Annotated in this window: 30 protein-coding genes; all 30 read right to left on the bottom strand. The window is 28.8% G+C overall.

Annotation, left to right across the window (positions count from 1 at the left end; genetic code table 11):
• Window positions 1–20 precede the first annotated feature (20 nt).
• On the bottom strand, window positions 21–2,393 hold the full coding sequence (locus tag QOZ93_RS04185) for an AAA family ATPase (RefSeq protein WP_307355212.1): 2,373 nt from the start codon (window positions 2,391–2,393) through the stop codon (window positions 21–23).
• 14 nt (window positions 2,394–2,407) lie between these two features.
• Window positions 2,408–3,205, bottom strand: coding sequence for an ABC-three component system middle component 1 (locus QOZ93_RS04180; protein WP_307355211.1), 798 nt, complete (start codon window positions 3,203–3,205; stop codon window positions 2,408–2,410).
• Window positions 3,202–4,710 (bottom strand): ABC-three component system protein, encoded by a 1,509-nt coding sequence (locus tag QOZ93_RS04175; RefSeq protein ID WP_307355210.1) that lies wholly within the window; start codon window positions 4,708–4,710, stop codon window positions 3,202–3,204. The genes QOZ93_RS04180 and QOZ93_RS04175 overlap by 4 nt, the downstream gene beginning before the upstream one ends.
• Before the next feature lie 239 nt (window positions 4,711–4,949).
• Window positions 4,950–6,788 carry a VirB4 family type IV secretion system protein gene (locus QOZ93_RS04170; protein WP_307355209.1) on the bottom strand — a complete coding sequence of 613 codons (1,839 nt, stop codon included), beginning with the start codon at window positions 6,786–6,788 and terminating at the stop codon, window positions 4,950–4,952.
• A 51-nt stretch (window positions 6,789–6,839) separates the two neighbouring features.
• Complete coding sequence (locus QOZ93_RS04165; RefSeq protein WP_307355208.1) at window positions 6,840–7,511, bottom strand: hypothetical protein; 672 nt, start codon at window positions 7,509–7,511, stop codon at window positions 6,840–6,842.
• 10 nt (window positions 7,512–7,521) lie between these two features.
• Window positions 7,522–7,899 (bottom strand): DUF3846 domain-containing protein, encoded by a 378-nt coding sequence (locus tag QOZ93_RS04160; RefSeq protein ID WP_307355207.1) that lies wholly within the window; start codon window positions 7,897–7,899, stop codon window positions 7,522–7,524.
• 6 nt (window positions 7,900–7,905) lie between these two features.
• Window positions 7,906–8,073 carry a hypothetical protein gene (locus QOZ93_RS04155; protein WP_425544901.1) on the bottom strand — a complete coding sequence of 56 codons (168 nt, stop codon included), beginning with the start codon at window positions 8,071–8,073 and terminating at the stop codon, window positions 7,906–7,908.
• Window positions 8,049–9,776, bottom strand: coding sequence for a DUF8193 domain-containing protein (locus QOZ93_RS04150; RefSeq protein ID WP_307355206.1), 1,728 nt, complete (start codon window positions 9,774–9,776; stop codon window positions 8,049–8,051). Before QOZ93_RS04150 ends, QOZ93_RS04155 begins: the two co-directional genes overlap by 25 nt.
• A gap of 74 nt (window positions 9,777–9,850) precedes the next feature.
• On the bottom strand, window positions 9,851–10,396 hold the full coding sequence (locus tag QOZ93_RS04145; RefSeq protein ID WP_307355205.1) for a DUF6550 family protein: 546 nt from the start codon (window positions 10,394–10,396) through the stop codon (window positions 9,851–9,853).
• Between the two features lie 149 nt (window positions 10,397–10,545).
• Entirely contained in the window at window positions 10,546–11,100 is a 555-nt protein-coding gene (locus tag QOZ93_RS04140) for a hypothetical protein (protein ID WP_307355204.1), read from the bottom strand.
• A complete protein-coding gene (locus QOZ93_RS04135) occupies window positions 11,091–11,498 on the bottom strand; it encodes a DUF4320 family protein (RefSeq protein WP_307355203.1) in 408 nt (135 codons plus the stop codon). The genes QOZ93_RS04140 and QOZ93_RS04135 overlap by 10 nt, the downstream gene beginning before the upstream one ends.
• Before the next feature lie 12 nt (window positions 11,499–11,510).
• The gene (locus QOZ93_RS04130) at window positions 11,511–12,383 is read right to left on the bottom strand and encodes a secretion protein F (protein ID WP_425544902.1); all 873 of its coding nucleotides are present in this window, start codon (window positions 12,381–12,383) and stop codon (window positions 11,511–11,513) included.
• A 60-nt stretch (window positions 12,384–12,443) separates the two neighbouring features.
• On the bottom strand, window positions 12,444–12,728 hold the full coding sequence (locus QOZ93_RS04125; protein WP_050607405.1) for a helix-turn-helix transcriptional regulator: 285 nt from the start codon (window positions 12,726–12,728) through the stop codon (window positions 12,444–12,446).
• Window positions 12,721–13,086 (bottom strand): type II toxin-antitoxin system RelE/ParE family toxin, encoded by a 366-nt coding sequence (locus tag QOZ93_RS04120; protein ID WP_307355202.1) that lies wholly within the window; start codon window positions 13,084–13,086, stop codon window positions 12,721–12,723. The genes QOZ93_RS04125 and QOZ93_RS04120 overlap by 8 nt, the downstream gene beginning before the upstream one ends.
• Window positions 13,087–13,162: 76 nt before the next feature.
• On the bottom strand, window positions 13,163–14,092 hold the full coding sequence (locus QOZ93_RS04115) for a type II secretion system F family protein (protein ID WP_307355201.1): 930 nt from the start codon (window positions 14,090–14,092) through the stop codon (window positions 13,163–13,165).
• The gene (locus QOZ93_RS04110) at window positions 14,089–15,453 is read right to left on the bottom strand and encodes a CpaF/VirB11 family protein (RefSeq protein ID WP_307355200.1); all 1,365 of its coding nucleotides are present in this window, start codon (window positions 15,451–15,453) and stop codon (window positions 14,089–14,091) included. Before QOZ93_RS04110 ends, QOZ93_RS04115 begins: the two co-directional genes overlap by 4 nt.
• Window positions 15,453–16,307 carry a ParA family protein gene (locus tag QOZ93_RS04105; RefSeq protein WP_307355199.1) on the bottom strand — a complete coding sequence of 285 codons (855 nt, stop codon included), beginning with the start codon at window positions 16,305–16,307 and terminating at the stop codon, window positions 15,453–15,455. The genes QOZ93_RS04110 and QOZ93_RS04105 overlap by 1 nt, the downstream gene beginning before the upstream one ends.
• A 12-nt stretch (window positions 16,308–16,319) precedes the next feature.
• The gene (gene cpaB / locus QOZ93_RS04100) at window positions 16,320–17,111 is read right to left on the bottom strand and encodes a Flp pilus assembly protein CpaB (protein ID WP_307355198.1); all 792 of its coding nucleotides are present in this window, start codon (window positions 17,109–17,111) and stop codon (window positions 16,320–16,322) included.
• Between the two features lie 15 nt (window positions 17,112–17,126).
• Window positions 17,127–17,573 (bottom strand): prepilin peptidase, encoded by a 447-nt coding sequence (locus tag QOZ93_RS04095; RefSeq protein ID WP_307355197.1) that lies wholly within the window; start codon window positions 17,571–17,573, stop codon window positions 17,127–17,129.
• Window positions 17,574–17,597: 24 nt separating this feature from the next.
• The gene (locus QOZ93_RS04090) at window positions 17,598–17,930 is read right to left on the bottom strand and encodes a hypothetical protein (protein WP_050607398.1); all 333 of its coding nucleotides are present in this window, start codon (window positions 17,928–17,930) and stop codon (window positions 17,598–17,600) included.
• Window positions 17,931–18,007: 77 nt separating this feature from the next.
• Window positions 18,008–18,499 (bottom strand): DedA family protein, encoded by a 492-nt coding sequence (locus QOZ93_RS04085; protein ID WP_307355196.1) that lies wholly within the window; start codon window positions 18,497–18,499, stop codon window positions 18,008–18,010.
• A 40-nt stretch (window positions 18,500–18,539) separates the two neighbouring features.
• Window positions 18,540–19,886 carry an MATE family efflux transporter gene (locus QOZ93_RS04080; protein WP_307355195.1) on the bottom strand — a complete coding sequence of 449 codons (1,347 nt, stop codon included), beginning with the start codon at window positions 19,884–19,886 and terminating at the stop codon, window positions 18,540–18,542.
• A 54-nt stretch (window positions 19,887–19,940) separates the two neighbouring features.
• Window positions 19,941–20,591 carry a helix-turn-helix transcriptional regulator gene (locus QOZ93_RS04075; protein ID WP_307355194.1) on the bottom strand — a complete coding sequence of 217 codons (651 nt, stop codon included), beginning with the start codon at window positions 20,589–20,591 and terminating at the stop codon, window positions 19,941–19,943.
• 59 nt (window positions 20,592–20,650) lie between these two features.
• The gene (locus QOZ93_RS04070; RefSeq protein ID WP_307355193.1) at window positions 20,651–20,863 is read right to left on the bottom strand and encodes a mercury transporter; all 213 of its coding nucleotides are present in this window, start codon (window positions 20,861–20,863) and stop codon (window positions 20,651–20,653) included.
• Complete coding sequence (locus QOZ93_RS04065) at window positions 20,863–21,696, bottom strand: conjugal transfer protein TrbL family protein (RefSeq protein WP_050607394.1); 834 nt, start codon at window positions 21,694–21,696, stop codon at window positions 20,863–20,865. The genes QOZ93_RS04070 and QOZ93_RS04065 overlap by 1 nt, the downstream gene beginning before the upstream one ends.
• Before the next feature lie 65 nt (window positions 21,697–21,761).
• Window positions 21,762–21,992: a DUF6133 family protein gene (locus tag QOZ93_RS04060; RefSeq protein ID WP_050607393.1), complete on the bottom strand. Its 231-nt coding sequence runs from the start codon at window positions 21,990–21,992 to the stop codon at window positions 21,762–21,764.
• Between the two features lie 29 nt (window positions 21,993–22,021).
• Window positions 22,022–22,372: an Mbov_0395 family pilin-like conjugal transfer protein gene (locus QOZ93_RS04055; RefSeq protein WP_050607392.1), complete on the bottom strand. Its 351-nt coding sequence runs from the start codon at window positions 22,370–22,372 to the stop codon at window positions 22,022–22,024.
• The gene (locus QOZ93_RS04050) at window positions 22,362–24,542 is read right to left on the bottom strand and encodes a VirD4-like conjugal transfer protein, CD1115 family (protein ID WP_307355192.1); all 2,181 of its coding nucleotides are present in this window, start codon (window positions 24,540–24,542) and stop codon (window positions 22,362–22,364) included. Before QOZ93_RS04050 ends, QOZ93_RS04055 begins: the two co-directional genes overlap by 11 nt.
• A gap of 115 nt (window positions 24,543–24,657) precedes the next feature.
• Complete coding sequence (locus tag QOZ93_RS04045; RefSeq protein WP_307355191.1) at window positions 24,658–25,776, bottom strand: hypothetical protein; 1,119 nt, start codon at window positions 25,774–25,776, stop codon at window positions 24,658–24,660.
• Window positions 25,777–26,046: 270 nt separating this feature from the next.
• Complete coding sequence (locus tag QOZ93_RS04040; RefSeq protein ID WP_307355190.1) at window positions 26,047–26,742, bottom strand: hypothetical protein; 696 nt, start codon at window positions 26,740–26,742, stop codon at window positions 26,047–26,049.
• Window positions 26,743–26,779 lie beyond the last annotated feature (37 nt).

Below are 26,779 nucleotides of genomic sequence, written 5' to 3'. Positions count from 1 at the left end.
AAGTTAAAACATATTTAAAATCATAGTTTTATATCACTAAAAAAATTCTTTTTCACATTATATTCCATTGTTTTTATTCCAAATTTCTCAAATTTATATCTTATATAGTTAACCTTATCACTTTCGTGAGTAGACATTATAATTTGATAATTAGAAAACTGATTACGTAAAATTTCAACTAATGAAGCTATATTTACATCATCCATTGTTTGAACTGGATCATCAATCAATATCGTTTTAAGTATACATTTATCTTTTTGTTTAATAAGATATAATTGATTTACAACAAGTAAAAACGCTATTGAAAAAGCAGCTAATTGTCCAGAACTAAATGTATTTACTATGTCATGTTCTGTCTCATTTGGATTTGGTGTAAAAACTATATTATCAGTATTAGTATCTTCTTTTATAAAAACACCCAATCCACCCTGATATGTCTGAATTATTTTACCAGTATATATATATAAGGGGATTTCTATATTTTTGATAATCTGTTTTTTAAAATTTTTAATTATTCTAGTATACCCTTTTTTTATTTCTTCTAATTTAGACTGTAATTCACTCAATTTAAATAATGTCTTTAAATCATTATTGATTTCAATATTAGTCTTACAATCTAATTCATATAATTTACATTTAAAGTATCTTGCTTTTTTGTTTAATTTTTCCAAAAACTCCGAATTAAATTCTAATTTATTTTTATATTTTTCACATAGTCCTATATCATTGATATACTGTTCTTCAGTATATTCTTGTGGTTCTTCTATCATTTTTTCTTGTATAATCTTCTTCAATTCATCAATTTGATTTTGTTTACATTTACTTACTATTTTTTTTAACATTTTGTTATCTATAAACCATTTAATAACATCCTTAATGTTTTGTTCTGTATTATATTGTAATAATTTTTGTATAACATTATCTATATCATTTACCTCTATATTTATTTTATTTTCTTTCAAATATTCTTCAGCTTTTTCAGTTATATTTTCAAAAATTTTTTTCAGATTTTCCTCATCATCTTTATTTTTAACAGGTATTTGCTTTTCCAATTCCTCTATATTTTTTTTAATTTTAGATTGTAATTCCTTAGAATTATTGAAGTTAGTTTTACAAAATGGACAAACGTTTTGTTCTTCTTCCTTAGTTGAGTTCAAAAATATTGTATTAAGTTCCTTAATGTTTTCTTTTAATTTTTTTAAGTTATTTTTATTATTGCTCAATCTTTCATTTTCTAAAACAACATTTTTAATTTGTCTTTTTATTTCTTCTATTTCTAACTCTAATTTTAATTGATTATTTAAATATGTTATAGTTTCACCAATATCTTCTTTGTCAAATTTATATTTTTGAATTTTTTCTTTTGAATCATATATTTTTTTATATGTTCTTAAATCCTCGATTTTTTTTCTAATATTCTTTTCTAAATCAACCATACTATCATAATCTGTATATGTTACTACATCAATAATTTTGTTTAAAATGATTTCATTAGAATATTTGCTTACTAATTTATTATTATTTCTAATTTTATATACTTCATAATTTTTTATTAATTCTACTATATTTTCAATTTCTGTAATTGGTTCCTTATCTTTTATGCTAAATTCTATACTATCCCATTCTACACCATCATCTTCATTGAAAACCATAATATAATCTTCATGTTCAATTTTTTCTTTTCCTTTAAAATTCAAAGATTTTATTTTATTTTTTAATTCTAATTTTCTATTCTTTATTTCCATTTTTATGTTCATTGACTTTTTTTCATTTAAAATATCACTAATTCGATTTTCAACATTAACTTGTGTTTCAATCTTCATTAAAGCATTAAAGATATCCTTTCTACAGTTTAACCCCTGTTTCAAACAATTAGATTCACTCTCTTGACTAATATAGTAAAACGAATTATAATAATTGTTATTTAATCCTAATTTTTCTTCTAGAAATTTTGATAAGTTATCTATTTTTTGTCCGTATACCTTTTTATTGATTTTATCTATATTGATACCTTCATTACTATAATAACTTTCTATACTTTCTTTCCTATTAGTCTCATTATTACTTTCACTTTTTCTTATTGTTTTAACTAGTGTTATAATATTTTTATCTTCTTTATTCCTTAATTCTAATCCAACTATAGCTAATTCTCTATTCTTATAGATATATATATTATCTTTTATATTTTTATTCTTTGCATTTATGCATTTTATTCTATCAATATCATCACAAAATGATATTTGAATAGCATCAAAAATAGTAGTTTTACCAAATCCATTTGGTCCACTTAATGCAATTAATCCATTGTCAATATTAAAATCTATTATTATTCCATTTTCAGTTCCAATACATTTAAAGTTTTTTAAATATATTTTACTAATATAATATTCCATAAGTAAATCCTCCATTATAGTAATTTATATTCATCATTTAATTCTTTCATAATATTTTTATAAATTTCATCTAGTTCTGATTCAGAAGGATCATCTATGTATTCAATAAGTTTATCATACTTAACATCTTCACAACTTAATCCATTAACAACATTCGATATAATTTTTTTTTCATTTTCATTGAATTTATCTTCAAGTAATTTATCTAATAATGGTATTTCTTTTTCATTTTCGTATTTATAGTCCATAAACGGAATTTTTATGTAGCACTTTGCTACTATTCCATACAATAATGTTTTGGAATTATCACATTTGCAAACATACTCCATTCCATCTTCATATCCACTTCCTATTTTATACTTTTTAAATATACTTCCATCAGAAATAATTTTTTTATAATCACTAACTTGAACTTTATTAAGTATTTCTTTTTCTTCGTTGGTATAAGTTATAACATATCTTTTAAAATAAAATGGTGATTCCTCAATATCATATATATTATTGCTTAATCCTAACTCATCTTTCTTGTCATTAAGTTTTAATAAAATTATTAAAGATGTATTCTTCTTATAGTCACTATTAACGCCATATTCTTTAAGAATATTATCATTCCAATAATTATCTATTATTTTTTCTATAACATCCTCAACTCTATTATTACTTAAATTATCTGATGTCACTTCTATAACAAAATAATAATCATTTTTTCCAGTAATACAACTTCCTATGAACCCCTTTTCCCCTATATCTTGGAATGCTTCTTTAGTGGAATATCCCTTTTCTTTAAATATTTTTGATATAATTTTATTCATAACAACTCCTCCTTAACCTCCTTTAATTTAACTACAGACTTAACTCTTATTTGAGTATAATTATTATTTGTTTTATTCTCTTTACCCGTACCATCTATATCTATTACTCGCTTTAATTCATCTTCAGGAATATGCATATATTGTTGTCTCGCAGCATTTAATTCTTTTATAGAAATATCATCCGTTATAAGTATATCTGCATCTCTTAATATATTTATATTGTTATTATCATTGTCAAATAACTTTCTCATAAATGTGCGATTTTTATTATCAAGATTAGCAATTACCCAGTAGCTACTATTATCCTTCACTATTCCTATATTCAATTTTTCTTCTTTTCCGATTTTATGATTTTCACACATGCTTTCAAAAATTGTTTTTCTAATTTCGTCATATGATGGGAAAGAAAAAAAGTTATCACGTTTTCCAATATGTATGTTATCTAAAAATATTTTAAAATGTTTTTGAGATAACTTACTTATAAATAAGGATTGTTTTTCTAAATAGCATTTTTCATTACAATTTTCACATTCATTATTCTCTTCTTTTTCAATTTTATATTCATTAAAATATTTATATAGCTGTTTTCTATACATATAATCATAATATTCAATATTTACACCCCAGTTGTTTAAATCTTCATCAAAAATGTCTATAAAATCTTTAAATAAAATTTCTCTAACTTTAACTCCACTATGCCTATCATCAATATGTTTGTTTATTAAACAACCTAATCTACATAATTCCTTTTCCTGATATGATTTATTATTCGTTTTAAATTCATGATCTATAGTTGATTTGTGTAACTTATTTATCTCACTATATATTTGCCTCTCTATATCATCTATATTTTCAAATGTTTCTTCATATTCAACTAATTGATTAATAATAGATTTATATTTATTCTCGCTGCTAAAATAATGATTTATTATTTCATCTAAGTTACATATTAACTCATCAATACATTTATTTCGTTTGTCTATATCATTTTTATCACATTTAACATCATTCATATAATCTTTGAGTATTTGTATAGAACCTCCTTTTTTACTACTTCTAAAATCTATACTATCTTTTCTTTTTAAATCCCCTAACTTATCCTTAAGCTCTAATAGGTCTTTCTTTATACAATTAATTAGTTCATTTTTAATAGGTGCTAATTTGTTCTTTACATTTACATGGAAATATCCTTTTATATCTTTTTGTTTTTGAAAGTCAAATTCTAGTAACTTCATATATGTATCCATTACATCATCTTTCTTTAATTTGCTTGTTCCACTCTTTACTTGATGGAATGATTCATACTGTTTATTAAACTTTATCGAAAAATCTTCCATATACTCTAATTCTACGCTGTACCCACTTACTTTATCTTTTATTTTATATATGTCCATTTTTTTGTTTATTAATTTATTTATTTTCTTTAATGTATAGTATATGGCAAGTACACCTTGATATTCGTATCCATACCATGAAGATATAGCTTCAAATTTATGATAAAACATAATTATCCTCCTTTTCATATGTTTCAACTTAACCTCTTACTAATATATTGATACTTAAATGAATTTAACAACTTTATAAATTACGTTTAATAACTACTAAATAATTTATAAAGTATGATAAAAAACTATTTATTTTTCTAACAAACATGTATCTGAACTTCCTATTATAGACACAACCTACTTCTAATTATACCATCATTACCCACAATATAAGACATAAAATTATAAATTTTCTCAATTTATCTTCCCCCAGCCTTCCCCATATACTCAAATTTGTATTCCGGTATTTCAAATACTACATGAAGCCTCTTTGAACCTATCATCAATAAAGCATTTCCTCTCTTTTTACTTGCAAGAAGTTCTTCTTCTGCATCTGTTAAATTGTAAAGTTCTTTTGTTTCTTGTAGATTTCTGCCATCTGTACCCATTATAATTTTAAAGCAAGGTATATCAAGTAATGCCTGTCCATACATTTTTATTTGAGGATCAAGAAAATCTACTACCGAATGACTTATTATAGCTACTCCCGCCTCATATTTTCTTGCTCTCTTTTCTACATTTCTTAGAAACACAAGGCTTTGAGGCACATTGGTATCAATCATAAGGTAGGCTTCATCACAGATTAACAATACTTTTTCATTTCTATCTTTGCTCATCTCCTGCCAGCACCATGTAAGTATATTGAAATATTGAGTTCTCTTAATATTATCATTAGTATTTTGAAGGTCATGGGTATCAAGGCATATACATCTTGTGTTGGTTTTTATAGAACTGTAGCCATTCCATAGGAACGAATCACTTCCCATAGCTATATCTTTTAAAAGTAAAGCAAGATCTGCATATATATTTATTTCACTTTCCTTACGTGTTTTTTCTTTTCTCTTTGATTTTTTCTCTACCAAATTATAAAGGTCTATGAATATTGGAAATTCTTCATTACTTAAAGTATTTATATCCGTATCCCAAGTAATGTTGAAGTTATTGTAAAGTTCAATTATAGAATCCTTAAGTATAGCTCTTTCTCTATCTGTTAAGGAAGGAATATAAAGACTAAAGAATATTTCTAAGTTTTTAATATAAAGAGCCATATCTCCCATGCCTTGCCCTTCATCTTTATAAATCTCATCATTATCATCTACTGGAGTAGGTCTTATTTGAAGTGGATTTATTCTTCCATTGCTTCCACCGCCTGCATTAATCCAATCTCCATTTAAAGCTTCACATAACTCTTTATACTCACGCTCTGGGTCTACAAATATTATTTTAGTTCCTTTCATATACTCTGATAATGCTATATGTTTTACTGCAGTAGACTTTCCAACTCCTGCTACACCCATTATAACCATATTCGTATTGGTTCTATCATTTCCTCTTTTCCATGTATCAAGTATGATAAGCCCTCCACTTGAATCTCTTCCGAAATAATAGCCTGTCCCATCATTATATCCACTTGATGAAAAAGGAAATCCACCTACAAAGGTGGATAGTGGAACTATTCTACTTACTATTTGCTCTATATTTTCATCAGAAGTATAAAAAGGAGATATGTTTTTAAAAGCCTGCTCCTGCAAATTTGCAAGATTTCTTGGCTTGCATTTACTCATGGCACAAGTACTTTCTGTTTTTCTACAAACTTTATTAAATGATTCATCTTCTCTTGATATAGGCATAATTGTAATTCCCATAAGTCCTACTGTTTCTCCATTTTGGTCTATTTGAACCATTATCTTTTCTCCATCTTGAGCTGAACGTTCTGCTCTCTTTTGTGATAATGGGTCTTTGGCACTTTCAGCAGCTCCTCGACTTTGAATTACATTTCTTGAAAGACTCTCAATAAAAGCACCATTATCAATAGGTGTAAAAGATACACTGACAATGGTGCTTGGTATGTTTGTAATTTTAGAAAGCCATCCATAATCTACTTTTTGAGGGTATTTCACTATTCCATAAATTCTTCCTGTGTTTTCTCCTATAACAAGACTATTTCTTTTAATTTCAAGTCCCATAGGAGTAATTATATTTAAAAGAGCATTATTTAGTGTTATTTCTGTTCCAATATTCTTTTTATTTTTAATCATTATTACATCTCCCTAGTAATTTTTATTTTATATATGATAATCTTAGTTTTCCTAAAAAATAGGTATAGTAGCTTCAACCTCACTATCTTCAATATTGGTATAAGAAGGGTTATTAATAAGATTGCAAAGCCTTACTATGTCCTGTTGTTTTAATATTTCACAATGAATATTTCCACTTTCAATTTTTGATTTAAACTCATAACATCTTTTAGAAATTTCTCTTTCAATATCTTCTTCATACTTCTCCCAAAGTACAATATAAAATTGTCTCTCAACCACTTCTCCAGATAAAGCGTAGTTACTCATTACAAGCATTTCATTTCTGAGTAAGTCCTTTTGCTTTTGGTCAGAACTGTTTGCAATAATTCCTGTATACTCATTTATCAGTGGAGATATATCTACTGGTCTTGATACTGCTAAAAATTTATAAGGCTTTTGTTCACTGGAAAGCTCTGCTGTAAGGGTTTTACATAAAAGCTTTTTTTCTCTTTCAGATAATAAATCAATACTTATAGGATTAATTTTTATATACATAATAATATAACCATCCCTTGTATAAAGGTAACGGTCTTTAATATCTTTTACATTTACAAAATCATTAGCATTTATTCGTTCCTTACTTTCTGTAGCCTTATTTTTGTTATTACTTTTCTTTAGAAAAAATATTACTCCTCCTCCAACTAAACTAAGTAATAACATAATAATAGGTATACTCTGCTTCATACTGCACCTCCTATAGTTCCATATCATCTTCATAATCTGATAAATATATATCCATAAAAGCTGAATCTTCTACTTCTTCCTGTGAATAATACTCTGGTTCTCTAAATCTTTCATAGTATTTTGAAATCTGTTCATCTGTTAGGGAAATAGATTCTCCATCCTCATTAAATCCACAAAGAAAAAATGTACCAGCAACTATATCTCTGCCGATACGTCTATTTCCTTCAAGCCCTTTTACTTTCCCTTCTTCATTGCAAACAAGACTTGTATTATCATCTAAATCTACCATTTCAATTGAACCGCCAACTATCTCTTGCATAGGCTCTAATCCTTTTTCTATTTCTGCAATATAAGGTCTTGCTTGTGGTTGCACTATTAATACTCTCATAAATTTTTACATCTCCTTCACTTTTTTAATGCTTTCTCTAATATCTAATCCATCAATTTCATTTCCAAGGCAAACCCACCCTTCACAAGTTTCTCTTGCAAATAGTTCAACTTTAGGTAGATCTCCACAAAGTTCAATTATTCTTTCTCTTAAAACTGTGGCCCTATATGCCAATCATCATATAAGCTGCCTTTTATATTTACATAATCATTTAAATTAACAGAAAGCATTCCATCTGGTGTCCATACATCTATAACCTCAGCATAAACTGTATAAATCCCATCTGGATACCATATAGGGGTAAAATGAACCCTTTGATTATAGATAGAATATTTATTTTTTCTAAGCTGAAAACTTGAGGAATATCCTCCTTCTATTAAATCTAATACCCTATTATAAGTTTTATAATTAAATTCAGTATAATACGATATAACATTTTGTGCGCCTGTTATAGATGACATTGGTGCATTTGAACTTAAATTACCAGTTACATTTAAGTTTATTCCATATCCTGATCTCATAGTTTTTGAATAAGCCGTTGGTACTTTACTATCAGGCTTCACATTTATATTAGCTGAAAAATTTGCATAATAACTTAACCATCTGTATTTCCAATCACCTCTATCAACCCATTTACCATTATCCACCCAATGACCTGTATTTTCACCAGTGCTAACCCAGTTCCAATTTGCTTCCCATTCCCATTTTGCTTCCCAATAACATTCCCATTTTCCCCAATTAGCAGAAGTTTTTTGAGCTTTACTTGGAATACTTGAAGCTTTAAAACCTTTATTTTTATCATTAGCCGTTGGATTCGGTGGAGTATTTTCTTTAAGTTCTACAATTTTTGCTGTAATATAGGCTTTACCTGCTGATGCTCCACTTACTCTTACATCAATATTTAATGTTTGTGGCGTTTTAGGAGTATGCCATTTAAACCAAACCTTTTGAGATTCTCCTTCTGGAATATAAATATTACTTACAGTATAGTTTTGTCCATTTACTCTAAAGGTTACAGATACAGGATTGTCAGGTGTTCTTCTTCTATCTGTGTTTACAGTTATTGAAGTAATAACATCTGTATCACATCTATATTCATAAGATTTAGTATCAATATTCACTCCCTTATCTGCTGCTCCAAATCTAACAATACCAAGACCTAAATATGCTTTTATCTGTGCATTTGATACCTTTTGATTTTTAGCTCCTGACCAAGAAGCAAACCCTAAGTCAGAAGTTTGCAAAAACAAAGCAAGTGGCAAATTTTTATGAGATAAACTTACCATTTTTGCTCTAAGCCCTCCTCCCAATTTTTCGTCATATAAAGCTGCTTCATGGGAAGTTATTGCCATATAAGAACCTCTAAATGTCATATAGGCTATAGGCTCTAACAGTATTTTATACTCTCCACATATAAGCCTGTCATATTTCATTCCTGTAAGATTTGCAATTAGTTTTAAAGCATATTCAGAACAAAAATATTTTTTAGTAGCTTCAATATTTATAGCATAACTGTTTGAACCTATGATTCTTGGCATAGGCTTGGATGGTTTTGAATACCTATATCCATTTATATTTGGAGTTAACCTTGCTCCATTCCTGTACTGAATCTTAGATTTTTTCCCAAAATGGGCAAGTTTAGACGGCTGGCTTTTATTTGAAAAATCAATAGGTGTAGTAACTGGCATTTGATCTTTACATCTAATAACAGTAACCCTTACCCCATCATTACCTGGATTCCAAAAATTTTGAGATGAACCATTTCCCATTTCACCTCCTCCTCCATCAAAATTACCATTTCCTTCAGCCAATACACTTATGGGAGCACAAAAAATTACTAGCATTAAACAAATTAAAAATGCTGTTACTCTTTTCATGAGCTTATACCTCCAAAAAAAATTAGAGAGTACAGTTTTAATCATTGTACTCTCTAAAAAATATTTTTATTTTACTAATCCATTGTACCTACTTGTTTATCAATATCTCCGTCTGATGTTACGTTTTCTCCTTTATTAGCTCCACTATCATCAACCCATCCGAAGCCGGGAAAATATACTTGCCCTTTACTATTTTTTTCTCCACCCTTTGGTGTAGTTTCTTTTTGTGGTTTTACTTCTTTTTCAGGATAAGTAGGTACTTTCTTTTTATTCTTTGTATCATCAGTAGTCTTAGGCTTTTCCTTTGGTGGTTCTGGTTTTTTAGGTACTATTTGTGTTTTTTCATTTCCCGTATTATTACTTTCTCCATTGCTTTGGGAAGATTTTTCTGTACCATTAGAATTATTAATTACTGGAACTTTAATTTTTTGTTCATTATCTGTTTTTATTTCATCTACCTTAACTTCATCTTTTTTCTTTACCTCTGATAAAACTTGCTTGTCTTTATTTTTAGGTGCTTTATTGATATGAAATGCTAAACCTAGTCCGAGAGATATAGCTAAAACAATAAGAAGTGATACAACTAAATTTTTCTTTAAATTAAAATTAAATTTTCTCATTGACATTCCCTCCCTTAATTTTTTAACATAATAGTTTTTTCTGCCCTTGTTAAAAAATAAACATATTTTTCATAAATTGTCCAGATATTTTTTAATTATTTTTTATTCACACGTTGTATACATTATTACCTGTAGACATGTTATTAACTTTAAAATTTTGCGGTGTAACCTGCATTAACCTTTAAATTTAATTTTAATGGTGGTAACTTGTCCCATCCAAAGGATAAAGGCACTTCAAGATAAATAATAGCTTGCGCTTGAAATTTAGGTAAACTATTTGGATTTTCTGGAGCTAATGGTGTATTCATAACATTAATTTTAAGGTCTGAAAGCCTATATTCTGCTTCTTTTGATGTATATTTAATGTGATATGCTTCATCCTTCTCTAAACCTAAAAGATTGTCAAGATATGAAAATACATCTCCTGTATCTACTTTACTTTCCCAAACATCAGATGATGATAAAGTATATCCTCCACTATAGCCTTCACGAAGTCCATTATATATATCATCATAATTTTGTGAAGCTACCGATATTATTGAGGTTTGAAGGGCATCTCGAACTCCTTTTGCTATAATTTGAAGCCTCATGTATTCAGATACTGCACTAAATATAAGTATCAAAGATAAAACTATTGCACAAGCAAGTGGAAGGGCATTTCCTTTTTTCTCTTTCAATATCCCTTTTATATTTTTTATTTCCAATATACTTCGCTCCTTCCTGTAGCTTTAGATTTAAGCTCTATAGGAAAAGATCCAAAACTAAAGAAACCTATATCTACAGTTTTAGTAACAATTACAGTAATTTCATCATTTAGCTGTACTTTATTTGTTCCACTAATATAATCTGCCTGCCACGATATTCTGGGATTTATTCCCATATGTTCCTTTAGACTTTCTTCCTTAACACTTACTTCAGTACCTATTCCTCCTGAAATTTCAGCAGTTCTCATAACTTCATTTGCATAATTATTTAGTTGATTTTTTGCTACAAATATAGGAAATATCTTTACTGCAAAAGAAATAACCATAATTGCTGCAATAACAATAACTACAGTATCTATGTATCCTTCACCCTTCTTTTCTTTTAAAAGTTTAATCATTCTAGCACCTCCCTAGAAAAGTTGGTCCATGGTTTTCATTATCTGGACTCCCATTACCGTAAGATACATAAATACAAAACACATAAGCATTGCAAAGGAATATTTTCTTATCTTTGAAGGCTGTTTTGCAGCTAAAGTTTTAAGTCTTTGAAGCTCTAGTTGCTTTAAATCATGGGATAACATTTGAAAATAAACCACTCCATCATCACCACGAAGAACACTTATAAGACCTCGAACTACTTCTGATAATGCTGAGCTTCCAAGCCTTGTCTCAAACCTTGTAAGTGCTCCCTCAAAACTTCCTGATTTCATATCAGCAACAGTTATTTCAAGTTCTCTTTTCATAGCTTTCCCTGCATTTTGTTTATAGGTTTCAAGAATAGATAATATATCTCTACTTGCTTTTAGTTCTTGGGTAAGAGTAGATGTAAACCTTGGAAGTTCATATTCTATTTCTTCTCTTTGATTTTTAACCTTATCCTCAGCAGCTTTAATTTCTTTAAAATATACTGCCACAACTAAAAATATAATTGCCGGAATGATCATAGGGAAAATAAATAAAGCAGGGATAATACTTAATAGTACCATTCCTGCTTTAACATAAGCTTTTGCTATATAAGTTTCTGGAGTTAAGTTTATTTCTGCGGATTTTAAAATTGCTATAAGCTTTCTTTTTTTATAATCATTAATCTTTATCCTTTTAGAAAGTTTAGTTGACAGTTCAAGTATTAAAAAATCAACATTGTGTGTCTTTTTCTTTTCTCTTCTACTTATGCTTAGTACCGCCTTTGAAGCTTTGATATCTGGAAACTTTAATAAATCTGCCATTATCATATATACTCCAAAGGAAAATAATAAAGAGAAAATCAACAATATTATTAACATATTTTCACCTCGCAAAAAAACACGTAAAGCATTTGCCCTACGTGTTCAAATTATTTTATATTATCTTAATTCAATGTGAATTTCTTTTCCTAAGCCTTTTGCAAGTTTACTAAGAAAATCTAAAGAGGGATTGTAATTACCACTTTCAAGTCTGCTTATATTTGATTTTTGAGTTCCTATACGGGAAGCTAATTCTTCCTGAGTAAGATTTAATTCTCTTCTCGCTTTTATTACTTCAGAAACAAGTTCATATCGTGGTTTTAGCTTCTCATATTCATCTTTGAACTCATTATCTTTCATAAGTTCTTCCTTGATTATTGAAAAATCAACACTTGCTCTACTCATCTTCACACCTCTTTTCAAAATCACTTTTATATTTTCTAGCTTTTTCAAGCTCTGCTTTTGGAGTTTTATTAGTCTTTTTTAAAAAACCATTTAATAATACAAAAGTATCTCTATGATAAGTGAAATAAAATATTCTTGATGCATCTGATCCTAATTTTATCCTTAACTCATATATTCCTTTATATTGTTCCCCTTTAATAGATTTTACATATGGTTCTTTTAAATAAATTCCATGCTCTTTTAAAAGTTCTATTTCGCTATATGCTTTTGCTCTCATTTTAGGTGAAAGCGATAATAAGAATTCCATTACAGGGATGTTACCACTTTCTCTTTGGTAAAATTCAACTTTCCATTCCACTTTTTCTTCTCCCTTTTTATAATATATGAATTTCTTAACTAAATGTTATCACATATGATAACCTTAGTCAATATATTTACCTTCTATATTCCACAGGTTTAGTAATCTTTATTACTGCTGCCATGGATATAAATATAACTGTTAAACAAACTGCAAGTATTGCCTTTCCATTGCTTGTGAACACCAAAATTTCGTACCATTCCTTATTTAGAAAATACATAAGTGGTATATTCCCTATTAAAAGTATAGTCATGGTTATAAATTCCTTCATCGGTTCATAAAGCAAATAATCCAATTCTGCTCCAACTATTCTCATATCTGAAAGCTTTGAAACTATTGGCGTTAATGTAGTTTTTAAGTTCTTATCTTCTTGGCAAGCAATTACTGCATCTACCCATTCTTTAAAAACTTCATTATCTATTTTGTTTTTTAGATTCTCAAGAGCCATTTTTATATTAGAATTTATAAGCTTCGTCTGAGTTAAAAATCCTTTAAATACCTCCGATACTGGAGGGTTTATGTAGGTTATATTTTCGTCAACTGCGGTAATTATACTTTCACTTCTCATATAAGATGTTGTGATTACTGAAAGTGCTGTTTCCAGTTCTGCATTTAACTGCTTTTTAAAGAAATTAGCTGTAAATTTAATATACCAAAATGGAATAAGTGAAAACCCTACGGAAAGAACAGGAACTAAAAAGAAATTATTCATTGATACAGCTATAATTACACCCATTGTAAATAAGGAAAATGATCCTATGCAAACAGTTGAAAACTTTTCTGTTTTTCCTGTAATTCTTAGTATTTCCCTAGTTTCCTCAATAAGAAGTTTTGTTCCCTTGGGCTTTTTCTTATTTGTAGTCTCTTTGATTCTTGCCTTTATTGATTTTTTCTTTCCTTTAAATTTATTTGAAATAGCTTCAAAGAATTCAAAAGGTGTCATTTCTAAAATCATAAAACTTCCTGCAATTATTCCTAAAAAGGCTATTAGTTTTAATAAATTCATTTTACTTCACCTTCCTTTACTGTATTCTGATTTAATAAGCTTTTGAGAATACTTAAAGGCATCCCATTTTCAAGTAACCTTTTTTGAAGATTCTTTGATATATCATTTATTTTTTCATAGTAACCTATTATTTTTACCTTACCATCTATTACTTTATTTTCTTTTATATGATAACGAAAAAGAGTGTGAATTTTTCTTTTACCATTAGGTAAAATTTCACACTCTGTTATTTCCATTATCTTTCTTGAATTGTCTTCTAGTTTTTTAGTAAATAAAACTATAGGAAAGGCTTCTGTAACTAAAGAATATAGGGTTTCATCATTTATATCATATTTCATTTTACAAAGGGTCATCATACGAAAATAAGTAGCTTCACAAGAATTTGCATGGGTTGTAGTTATTACTGCATGTCCCGTTCTTGCTGCCTCTTGAGCTGCAAAGGATTCTTCCCCTTTCATTTCTGCCACACATATATAATCTGGATTAAAAGTCAGTGCACTTTCAAGTAATTTTTCTTGCTCTATGTTTTGCTTTTTATCCTCACTATATCGTGTTACTGTGTGCACTACATTATTTATAACATTTCCTTCTTTATCTGTTTTAACAAGATCAAATTCTCTTGTACCATTTTCTATGGTGAATATTCTTTTATCATCAGGAATAGTAGATAGCAACCAGCTCATTAATGTGGTTTTACCAGAAGAAGTTGCTCCTGTAGCACACATACTTATACCATATCTTAGGCATATACATAAAAAATCAAGCATTTCTTCTGTAGCTGTACCATTATTAACAAAATCCTCTTTTGATAATTTTTGTGGATTTACAATACGAATAGATGCTGAAATACCTTTATCATCATCTATAACACCGGTTCCAAACACAGTTATTCTTATTTTATTTGATAAATGTCCTCTAACTATTGGTTGTGAATTATCAAGAATCATTCCAGATTTATGAAGAAGCCTTCTTAAAACATCAATAGCATGTTCAGGAGAATTGAATTTATCCTTTGTTGGAAGTATTTCACCATTAGTATAAGTTATTTTAATATCTTTCCATTGATTTATGTTTATTTCTTCTACATCTTTTCTAAATAGGTACTTTGTTAGAAATGAAAACTCTGCCATCTCAGAATATATCTTTTCTATAAGTTCATCAAAACTTAATCCTTCTACCCCTAAAGAATAATCCATAATGTATTTTGAAATATAAGATTTTATTTGTTCCCTTTGTTCTTCTGGATTATCTGAAATTAGATTTGAATATTTATTTGAAATATACTCCTGCACATCTTGTAATACCTTTGGAAATTCCTTAATATTTTTTCCTGTGTTAAAAAATAACGCTGCATTATTCACTACTTAGAACCTCCTTTACCAAATATAAAAGCTTTCCTGAATAAGGAAGTATTTTTGTATTTAGGATTTATTTCAGCAATACTGTTTTTTACTTTATTGCTTTTAATTCCTACACTTTCTTCTAAAATTACTGAAACTAAATCATTTAATGTATTACTGTATTCAAAGCTACTTTTATCTTTTAACTTATTAAAAAGTTCTGCAGTTAATAATTGTTTTTCTATCTCTTCAGTATAAGGAAGCTCGTATTTTACACCTCTATAAATTTCTTTTATTTGTTCTCTCGGTTCACTTATCTTTACCTTTGATAGAACCTTAATATGTTTATCTACATTAAATTTTCTATCTTCAAGTAATGGTAAATAAGAATTAAAGTAAGCTACTGCTTTTAAATTACTACTACAAAGCCTAATTACACTATCTGACATCTCAAGAGCTACTGCAGATAAAGTATTATAGGCAAATAAGCTTGAGCAATCTATAATCACATAGTCTGCAATATGTCTTAAAAGTATTAAAAAGTCTACTGCCCTTTCTTTAGAATATTGAGCATAAGTAAATATATTTTCGCCTTGCAAATATCCAAGTAGACTTATATGTGGATTTTTTTCTAAGACTATACATTGAGCCATAATCTCTTCTTGATTTATCTCTGGTGCTGACAATATTCTTCCCAAAGATTTATTTTCTGTTTTTATATATGGCAAAACTGTCATAATAGTAGGAGAGATTATATCTGAAAATACTACTATTACATTCTTCTTTTTTAAAGATAATTTTTCTGCTATTTTAATACTTAATGAGGTTTTACCTGAAAAAGGATTTCCCCATATAGCAATTATTTGATTATTCATTCCTATTTCCTCCTAATTTTGTGGTTTATATCCCCTTGATAAACTTTCTTTTAACCCTGTGTTACCATTCTCCTTTTTATCTATAACTTTATTTTGTTCATATAAAAATTTTTGAGCATTTGCCTCTGTTCCTCTATATATTAAAGACACATGTATTTTACTTTTTTGTTCCAAATCTGCAAGTAATGTTGCTTGAGTTCTATTTACTAATAAAGTAATTGTTGAAGGTAATTCCTGTTCCTTTTCTTTTTCCTTTGTTTGCTTTTGACTATAAACCTTATCTGTTCCTTTACTTGTAGTTGATGCAAGGACTCTAACATATTGAAGTTCTTTAGGTATTACTGTTTCTCTAAGCTCACCATAATCTGATGCAATTATTGAAATAACATCCCCTGTTTGAAGCTTTCCGGAAAGTCCTGCTGCAAAACTTTTTATGGTTATAGATATTGCTTGACTGTTTCCATCAAGATTATAAAGATACTTATTTTCTTCTAATGGACTGTTTGAAACCTTATTATTTAAAATGTAATCCCCTTTATTTAAGTCAGCTATAGCATATTTTCCTACTACATTTTGTTTATCTTTGATTACTTCCTTTGGCAAATTGTATCCACCAATTTCTACAATTTCAATTTTATCTGGACTTATAATTTCTCCCTTTGTTATATCTTTGCTTATCCTTACAACTTTAACCTTTGATTGTAATGCATTATTATATAATGGTGTTACTCCAAAACATATAATAAGAGATAAAATTATGGCTGAAAGTCCTACCACAGTTCTATTTTTAAATAGATTTTTCATTATAAAATTCCTCCTCTAAAATAATAGGTATGATAAAAAACACCCTACCGAAAGATAAGGTGCTAGTGGAAAGGATATATTCTTATCCTTTTTTTTAAGTTTGTAATATACAGCATTTATTGTAATTGCAATAACAAGCCCTATTAAACTTCCTATAAACCCTCCCTTCACTCCAAGTAAGAATCCATTTCCACCCATAAATTTAATATCCCCACCACCTATCCCACCGCCTTTTAATACAGCAGTTATAAAAAATGGAATTGGAACAAACATCAAACCAGCTATTGAATTTATGGGATTTATACTAATTAATCCTAATAGAATTATAAGTATATGAACTTTATCTGGAATAGTTTTAGTCTTAATATCATAAAAGCTTGCATAATTTAGTATTAAAAAATATAAAAAGCCTTTTAGAATAATTACACTATCCCAAAAGGCTATATTAAATCCATATTTCATTTTCTACCTCACATTTAACCTTGATTATTTATTTAATCCCCATTCATCTAAATACTTGTATCTATAAATCTTTTGAGATTTGTGAAACCTTATCATAAACTTTATCTGATCCACTACAGAAATATTGCTTTTATCTTTGGTAAGCATCATAACTGAGCCTGCAATTGAAGACAAAATAAACACCACACAAAATGTGGTGCTCTTATTTACAAAATATATAATGGAATCAATTACTCCTGCAATTAATGTAACTATTATAGATTTAAAAAGTTCTTCTTTGCCAAAGCCATCAAAGATTTCTGTTCTTGTTTTTAAACCTAATGGGATGTATAAAGTTTCTTTTTCTTGATTATTCAATCCTATACCTCCATAAAATTTTATAATATACTTCTCTTTATTAAAGCAATTATTCTTAAACATATTATTTTTTACATTTAAATTATTGCTAATCCGGTTAGATATCCAGCTATTATTAATACCCCATTAAATATTGAAATTCCTAAAGATGATCCTATTAAAAACTTAACAAAATCTATTCTCATTCCTCCTTCTACTAAAGCAATTAAAGTTCTTACCACAGGTATAAATCTACATATTACCATTTTGATTTTACTATTATTATTAACACATTCCCTTGCCCTATTTATTGATGGTTTTATTTTAGGAAACCTCATGCCTACTTCATCTAAAAGTTTTGCTCCTCCAATATAACCTATTATATATAACACAGAACTGCCAACAATACCTGCAATTAAACATACAATAATAGCTTTTACTAAACTTAACTTTCCTTGTGCTACTAATAATCCAATGCCAGGCATTATTACTCCGGCTGGCAGACCAGGTAAATTCATATGTTCCATAGTAATTACTATAAAAATAATTAGTATTCCATATGTTGAAAATAATTCTGTTATTGTACTCATAAATAAGAATCTCCTTTTAATATCTAAGTTAAAGCATTATTTAGTTATTTTTGGATTTTTTAAACAATATTAAAGCAACTACTGTAGAGATAATGTCGGCCACTGGTATTGCTAAAAAAATAGAAAATGCAGGTGTAATCCCAATATCCATCTTGGAAAAAATAAAAGGAAATAATATCATAAGTGGGACAATAGAAAACACCTGTCTTGTAAGCCCTAATATTACCGCTTCAATCTCCCTGTCCGTAACTTGCAAAAGAGTCATAATTGTATAAAGCACACCAACAAAAGGAAATGTTATAAAAATTACTTTTATCACCGAAGTAGCTACACTATGTATTTCACTAGTTGACCCAAAAAGGAATAATATTTTATCTCCTATGAGAAAAATGATGCATGTTGCAACTATTCCATATAACATACAGTAAAGTATTGTAATCTTAATAGTCTTTGATTTTTTAACTTCTTCTTTATTTCCATTAAAATATGAAATAATTGTTTGTACCCCTTGTGTTATTCCTACAATTGGCATCAAAGCAAGTATATAAAGCTTTTGTGATACATTCCATGCTGCAATATATATTGTGCCACCAAAATTAAGCAAACGATTATTTACTATAAAGCCAGTACAACCAGCAAGTATTTGTATAACTGTCTGAGCAATCCCTATTTTAAACATACCAAAAGCTATTCTTATAAATTCCCTAGGTTTAAATGAACACTTCTTAAACCACAGTTTTTTTCTACATAGCCACAATATAGCAATGCCAGCACACAGCATTTCTGTAAGCAATGTGCCAATAGAAATTCCCCTAAGCCCCATTGAAAACCCAAAAGTGAATATGCTATTTAAAAAAACATTAACAATAACTGCTAAACTAATAATAATTGCCTCTACCTTTGGATTGCCAAAAGCACGAATGCAACTTGTAAGTGTATAACCTACTGCACTAAATATGTTACCTAATAATTGTACTTTTAAATATTGCTCTGCTAAAGATAATACTTGTCCCTCTGCCCCTAATGCAGAAAGTACAGGGTTTAAAAACAAATAAAATCCTAAAGATGTTATTATAGATATAAAAATTGTCATAATAAATCCACATAAAAAGTACTTGTTTAAAGCTATTTTATTATTTAAATGTCTTGCAATCATTATAGCTGTAGAAATTGCAAATAATGTTTGCATTGCTGTAAAAATAGAAAGCAATGGTGAAATTAGCCCCATTGCAGTAAGAGCATTGGCACTTTGTGCTCCTAGATGTCCTGCAAAAGCTGTATCAACTACAGATGTCAAAGTCTCCACAATTAGCGATAGAATTGCAGGCATGGAAAAAATAAAAATTAATTCCTTTACTGATTTTTGTTCATAAATGTTTTTCTTCATCCGCTTCACCTCATATAAAAGTATAGCAGGTAAACATGACACAATTTGTCTAGTTTACCTGCTAAATTTTTTATTTTCTTTATATGGTATGAAGTCTCTTATAAATTCATTTTCTGTGATTTCTGTGTGCTTAATCTTGCTTATGGAAATTAAATAATACTCATCATTAAAACAGTATAAATATAGCCCATCTGGTTTTAAAACATAACTGATAGGTGCAACCACTGCCTTATAATTATTGAAAGAAATTTTTAAAAACACATCTTTATTCATGCATTCATTAATATTTTTGCAAATTTCACTTTGCATATCAACCTTTTCGCTCACTAAATCACATACAAAATATTCTTTTGAATCATTTTCTAAAACTCCAACAAGCTCTGGTGCAATCATGCAAAGCTTCTTCAAAATATTCTCCTTACATTGTTTTTTCCCGAAACTATCAAATGCTGTTAATGCAAAAATAATGTCTTGTATATCTTCATTGGTAAAAAAGCTAGTAGAGAGCTTGTACTTTTCATCAATGAATACTCCTCCATGCTTTCCTTGTATACACTGAACGGGTACTCCCATAGCTGAAAGCCTATCGATATCTCTCTCAATAGTCTTTGTACTTACTTCAAATTCTCGTGCTAACTGCTTGTATGTTGTTTTTTTATTTTTAAGCAAATAAAGTAAAAGTTCCAATTGTCTGTTCCTAATCATTCACATCACCAACCATATTTTTTATATTCTTACCTTTTATTATATATTATTTTCTGACACTATAAGGTATAATACTGTAAAATTATATTCTTAATCTGCCATATACTTTCTGCAAGTATATAAAATATCAGTGTGTTTTTAGCTCTTTTCTTATACATAGCGCTCTCTTCCTCAGATGCCCCCATACGAATAAAGCAATAAACTATTCTAAATCCTGATCCCACTCTTATTAATATCATAAAAGCATCTGCCATCTCTTTTACCAAATCCACTATTTAAACACCCCTTTTGCTATCTGCACAAGTCTTACTGATTGATATATTGTTCCCATTACTCCTGAACCTTGACCACCTGATATTATAATAAATTCTTGCAAAAATCTTGGTGTTTTAATGGCAAGAATCAATGCTGCTATTCCCCAAAATACATGAGTATTTAGCATTAAGGCTACCCCTACCTTTGCAAGAACTATCTGTACCATTACTGCTAATGTTGATTGGAAAAACTTTTGTATATATGTTCTAAATACCCCTTTGTCTGCATCTAAAATCCCTACACAAGCTAGTGGAAGTCCTATGCGTAATATTAATATTTCCATTCCTCTCATAAGAAACTGTAAGTATAGAAGAAAGAAACATATAAAAAATATTAAAGATATTATGGCCGTAAATAATCCTGCACTTGATATTCCAGTAATAATTGCTGAAAAATCTGTTTTCATACCTTTACTTATTAAATTTATAACTTTACCAGTTAAGTCTTCAACTATAGTTGTAAGCCATAGATAAAGTGTAGGAAAACTTACCGCTATAGCCAATGATTTAAAAAATCCTGTAAGAAATACTAAAGGATCTGCGTCTGCATCCCCTTCTGTCCAAAGTATATACTGTTCAAAGCCTTTCTTTAAGAATTTAAGTACAATAAGTGATATACCAAAACCTAAAAATATATTAAATACTTCTGTAAATCCATTAGTGCCAAGTAAAGTATCCATATATTTTTCTGCATGAAGAGCTATAGGCACAAGGTCGTTTAAAAGTGAATTTACATACACAAGGCAACCACTTAATATTCCTGCAATTAGCATTACAAGTAATGCTTCCAAGGTCATCACCTCCAAAAGGTTAAAGGGCTTGAAGTTTAAACTCACAAGCCCTTTGAAATGTTACTTTAGCCCTTAAAATTAAACATCTCCTTTATTCTTTGAGTTAAAGTTGGAAGAACTGTATCCTTAAATAATAGATATAATCCACCAAGTACTAATGCTCCTATTACTACTGACATTAATATCTTCACTGCTGTATCTACAAAACCTTCACCACTTTTACTTCTTAAAGTTTCCTTTATTGAATTTACCTTATTCATTGCTTTTACCTGTGTTATTAGAACTAAATTTCTCATTAATAAAACCTCCATTTTCTTTATAAAAATTATCTATAGTATCCAATTATTAAATTTAAAGTCGCTGAAGCTATAACAGCACCTATGCAAGAAACTATTGCAACTACAATTCTGTTATTCCATTTTTTCTGATCCATTTCATCAGCAGCACTACGCCTTATAAAGAAATATATTATAAGAACACCTGCAACTATTGGTGCAAGAATCATAAACCATGTAGTTACATCATTAATAAGCTTTTCTGTACCTTTTACAAGCTTACTGCTCTGTACACTACCACTAGCATAAACAGTATAACTACTCATGAGTACAGTAACTATGCTAATAATTAATGCCCAGGCCTTTTCTTTTACTTTTTTGAATAAAATTTTAATCTTCATTGCTGTATAGTTCTCCTTTCTTTTTACTTTCTTCATATGAGTATCCTGATTGAAATTTTGAAACTTGCATTTGCATATCTCTTACAGACTGCTTTGTTAATCCCATTTCTTCATTTGCAGCATAATAAAGCCATATTCCCCATAGCTCCATATTAAACATGTTTATGTTCCTTGATTTCCTCCTATTTTGCCTTATTTCCCTTATTTTTCTGTTATGTTCCTTATCTCCAAGTCCAAACATTTCATTAAACTTCCATGCTGATAAATCTGGAGAATACATAATTGAAGGATTATTTCTTGAAGTAATTAAGCTATAAGGTCTTGATATTAGCCTTATTTCATCTGCTGCAAGTAGTGCTCTATGAGTTAAATTAATACTTTGAGAACTGGATGGTGTAGAAAATTTTGCATGAGATGCACTTAATGAATAGGTAGATACTGTATAGTTCCCAAGCTTTTTTGATATTTCCTCAAGAGTTTCCATATCATCTGCCTGAAGATAAATCCAGTTTTCACAATTCCCTTTTATGGTCTTTGCCACCTCCTTTCCATACTTATCATCAAGCTGGGCAAAACTCTGTAGAAATAAATTAAACCTAATTCCTCTGCCACCACCAACGGTTAACTTATTTGAGAAATCAGGTATTGTAGCAAAATTTCCAAATTCATCAAGCAAGAAATTCACTCTGTTTTTAAGTCTACCACCTCTTTCATCTGCACTTTTTACAAGTTCTGCATAATGCTGAGATACAAACAAACTTGCTAATGTATAGTAAGTAGTTTTCTCATCTGGAAGTATTATAAATATAGCCCTTTTTTTATTGCCAGTTTCCTTAGGGTCATAATCACTAACATTTGACATAGAATTGATTAAAGGATTTGTAAATAATCTTAGAGTAGTAAGAGCTGCTGTATAAAAACTTCCCCTTGTTTTGCTTGGTGCTACTTCTGAAATTGCAAGAAGAGCTTTGGCAGGATGAGAGGGATTAAGTTTTTTTACATATTCTATAATAGGCATAGTATTTCCAGTAGCCTTACACATCTCACTAATAAAGTAATAAACATTAGTCATATTCTGATACTTTCTGTTATTGCCATGTTTGTTATCATAAACTACACTCATAATAGCACTTGCAATAATAGAAGCTTCCCCATCTGTCCATATTCTCTCACCCTTTGCTTCTCCTACAAGCTGTGATGTTAAATCCCAAGTAGCATCAATAGCTTTAGCAACATCATTATTATCTACTGCATCAATTATAGGTTGCAGAAAATTATATCTACTGCTTTTTTCAGGATTTTTAAAATCAATTGCAATAACTTCATATCCTAACCTTTCTAAAAAAGGATAAGTATAAGCATACAGCTCTCCCTTAGGATCACTTAATATCATACTTTCCCCTGCAAGTGCTATTGTACCTATACTTTCAAGTACCACAGTTCTTGTTTTACCTGAACGAGTAGCTCCAATACAAAGAGTATGAACATCTTCTCCTATAAAATAAATCTTTTCACTTCCTTTATGATTTTTGGAACCTAAAACTATCCCACCCTGCGGTAAAAAAGCTTTGGTAAATTTACCTGAACTTTTTGAGGTTTCATCTGTAGACTTTCTTTGAATATTTGCTTTTTGTCCTTCCATGGTAAATTGTTCTTTGCCTTCACAACTTTTTTCCTGTTCCTTTTCCTCTTCATCTTCTCTTTCATTTTTTTCATTCCATCCTTTCTTCATTTCTTTTAAATCATCATATCCTTGTTCTATTAATGTCTTTACCCCGTTGTTATTTGTATTTAGAATAAAGCTATTAAAAGCTGAATCCTTATCTTTTTCTGTAAGCCATTCTGCTGAACCAAATTGTTTTTGTCCTGCTGGCACTGGAGTTGAAACTTTAGGGGTTATTTCTCTTAAATCACTTTGATAAGGCTTGTTATTTGCTACATAGTAGAATATTGAAAATAAAATTATTAATCCATTAAGACATAAAAAAAGCAGTAAGTGCTGTTTACTTACCGCCATGCTATGGATACAAATTATTAAACTTGGAATTTTTAAAACTGCCATTTGCTTTGAAAACAGCTTATGAATTATTGTTGAAAAATAAAGGTTAAATGAAATACCACTCACTAATATAAGCAAGCCTATTAAAAGTTTTTTCTTTTTGGATTTCATGGAGCAAGTCTCCTTTCTCAACTGAGTTTTAATTATAAAAATAAGACCTACACGTGGTAAGTCTTAAAATTTTATCTGCTCTATAATTTGAAATTTGTCAGCCTAAACAATGCTCTTATTCATGACTGACTATAATTTTATATCCTTCATTCCTTTGAGTTTCTTTATATGCTTCAATTATGTGATTTGCTTTTCCAAATTGTAATTCTATCATTTGAGTTGCTATGTCATTAATATTATATGGTAGTAAATAAAATTTCTCTCCCCCACATTTTCGACGAACAGTATCAACAATACCAAATGAATTTTCCACCACAATATTATTTTTATAATACATATCATTCTTATCTAAACAATACATTTTCAATAAATATGCTAATATCAAAGATGATAATTTATAAACATATGGTACTCGGTCATATTGTTCAATTAACTCAGTATCAGTATCTGACAATTCATTGCACGAAATTTTTTTAAAGTCAAAAGCACAATCTAATAGTGCTGGTTCAAGCATACACAGCGACTCAAAATTTTGCCCATCTAAAGATAAGCCTTCATATTTTGTACGACCATATTTTTCATGGCTGTGAACAAATTCAGTATCGACATCTTCTTTTTTGGAAAAAATCGATTTTCTATAACACTGTTTTCGAAACAAATACGTATAATCACCAAATATTGCCGATAAATCATCCATACATGCATTTTCGTACGATATCTTGTAAGCACTGCTCTTTTCTGAAAATGACTCAATTGAATTAATTGTCCATATCCCTTGCTTTCTCCAGAATATACCAAATAAAAGAGGCTCATTTTTCTGACTTGAATATCCCTTTAAAACTTCATATTTATATTTCTGCAGCTCATATGTCTGTTTATCTCCATCAACCAACTTTACCTCTACCAAAATACATGATGTATTTGTTTCATTTCCAGCTTCAAATGTAATTTCATAATCTGGAACTTGTAATGTTTCTTTGCTCTTTTCAGGAAATTGTTCCTGTCCTAAAGGAACAACAGTTTTCACCCAAGGTAAAAGAGAAAATATACGCATAAATAAATCTTCAGCAGCATAACCCTTCTCAAATCTACAATACTTTGAAATTAGCGATTTATCTGAAACCGTTCTTTCTAAAAGAGCTTTTACCTCTTTATCACTCATAGGGTTCTCATTATCCTTAGCTACCTTTGCAATATCATATACATTTCTTATTGCTTGTATTGAATTAGCCATAATATTATCTCCTAACATCTCGATAAATTTTCAATTTATCTTACTTATTAAGTTAATTATAATATATTTTTCAATACTGTACTATTCAATTATTAAAGAGGATATTTAGTTCGCAATTTCTACAAACTATCTTAGAATTGCAACATAAAAAATACCGTATATTCTTTTGAATAGTACGGTATTTTTATATATCATTATTTTTTACTTAGTAATCAGACTATCTACAAACTGGAATATATATTAAATATACATATTAAGTACTACCAAAAATTATTTATCTTCTATAAATTTGGGCAAATCTGAAGTATTATCTCTGTTAAATCCTTTTACCATATAATTATCATATCCAAATCTAAATTTTTGTTCATATAAATTTCCAACTAAATCACTAAAACGTATTTTAAATTGAATAAAGTTAACTACATATCCATTACCATCTTTTGGTGCTTTTGTTATCATACTAAAACTTACTTTTTCTCTTGGCAAAGCATAGTATTGATTTAAATAATCATGTATAAAATGATTATTTTTTTCTTGATTCTCAGTTTTAAAATAGTTTTCCAATCCCGATTTTCCATCTATCGGATATAGCATGACATTTGATGCACATTCTTTTCCAACATTTATTAAAGTTATACCTAATATAATATTATTTTTTTCAAAAATAATATTTGAATCATCTAATAACAAGTGAAAATATGGTATCAATCCAGCTCTGCTATTTAATTTTGACACAATGTTATCACTCTGCTTCTCTTGTTGTCTCATTTTTTCTTTATATACTTCAAAATCACTTTGCCAATTCCTATATTTTTCCATGATTTTATCATTTCTCAAACTTTTGTATATGTTGAATATACTTATAACCAACGCTATACCAGAAAAAACTATAGGCAACCAATCTTTTAATATATTATCTATAAAATCACCTCCATAAATTACAAATTTATCCCTTAAATCTAGCATTCTTTATTGATTCATATAAACTTATCTTATCATGACA

Source organism: Hathewaya limosa, assembly GCF_030815255.1.
Taxonomy (GTDB): Bacteria; Bacillota; Clostridia; order Clostridiales; family Clostridiaceae; genus Hathewaya; species Hathewaya limosa.
The sequence above is the reverse complement of the archived record's forward strand: the minus strand, read 5'-3'. Positions and strand labels throughout refer to the sequence as shown.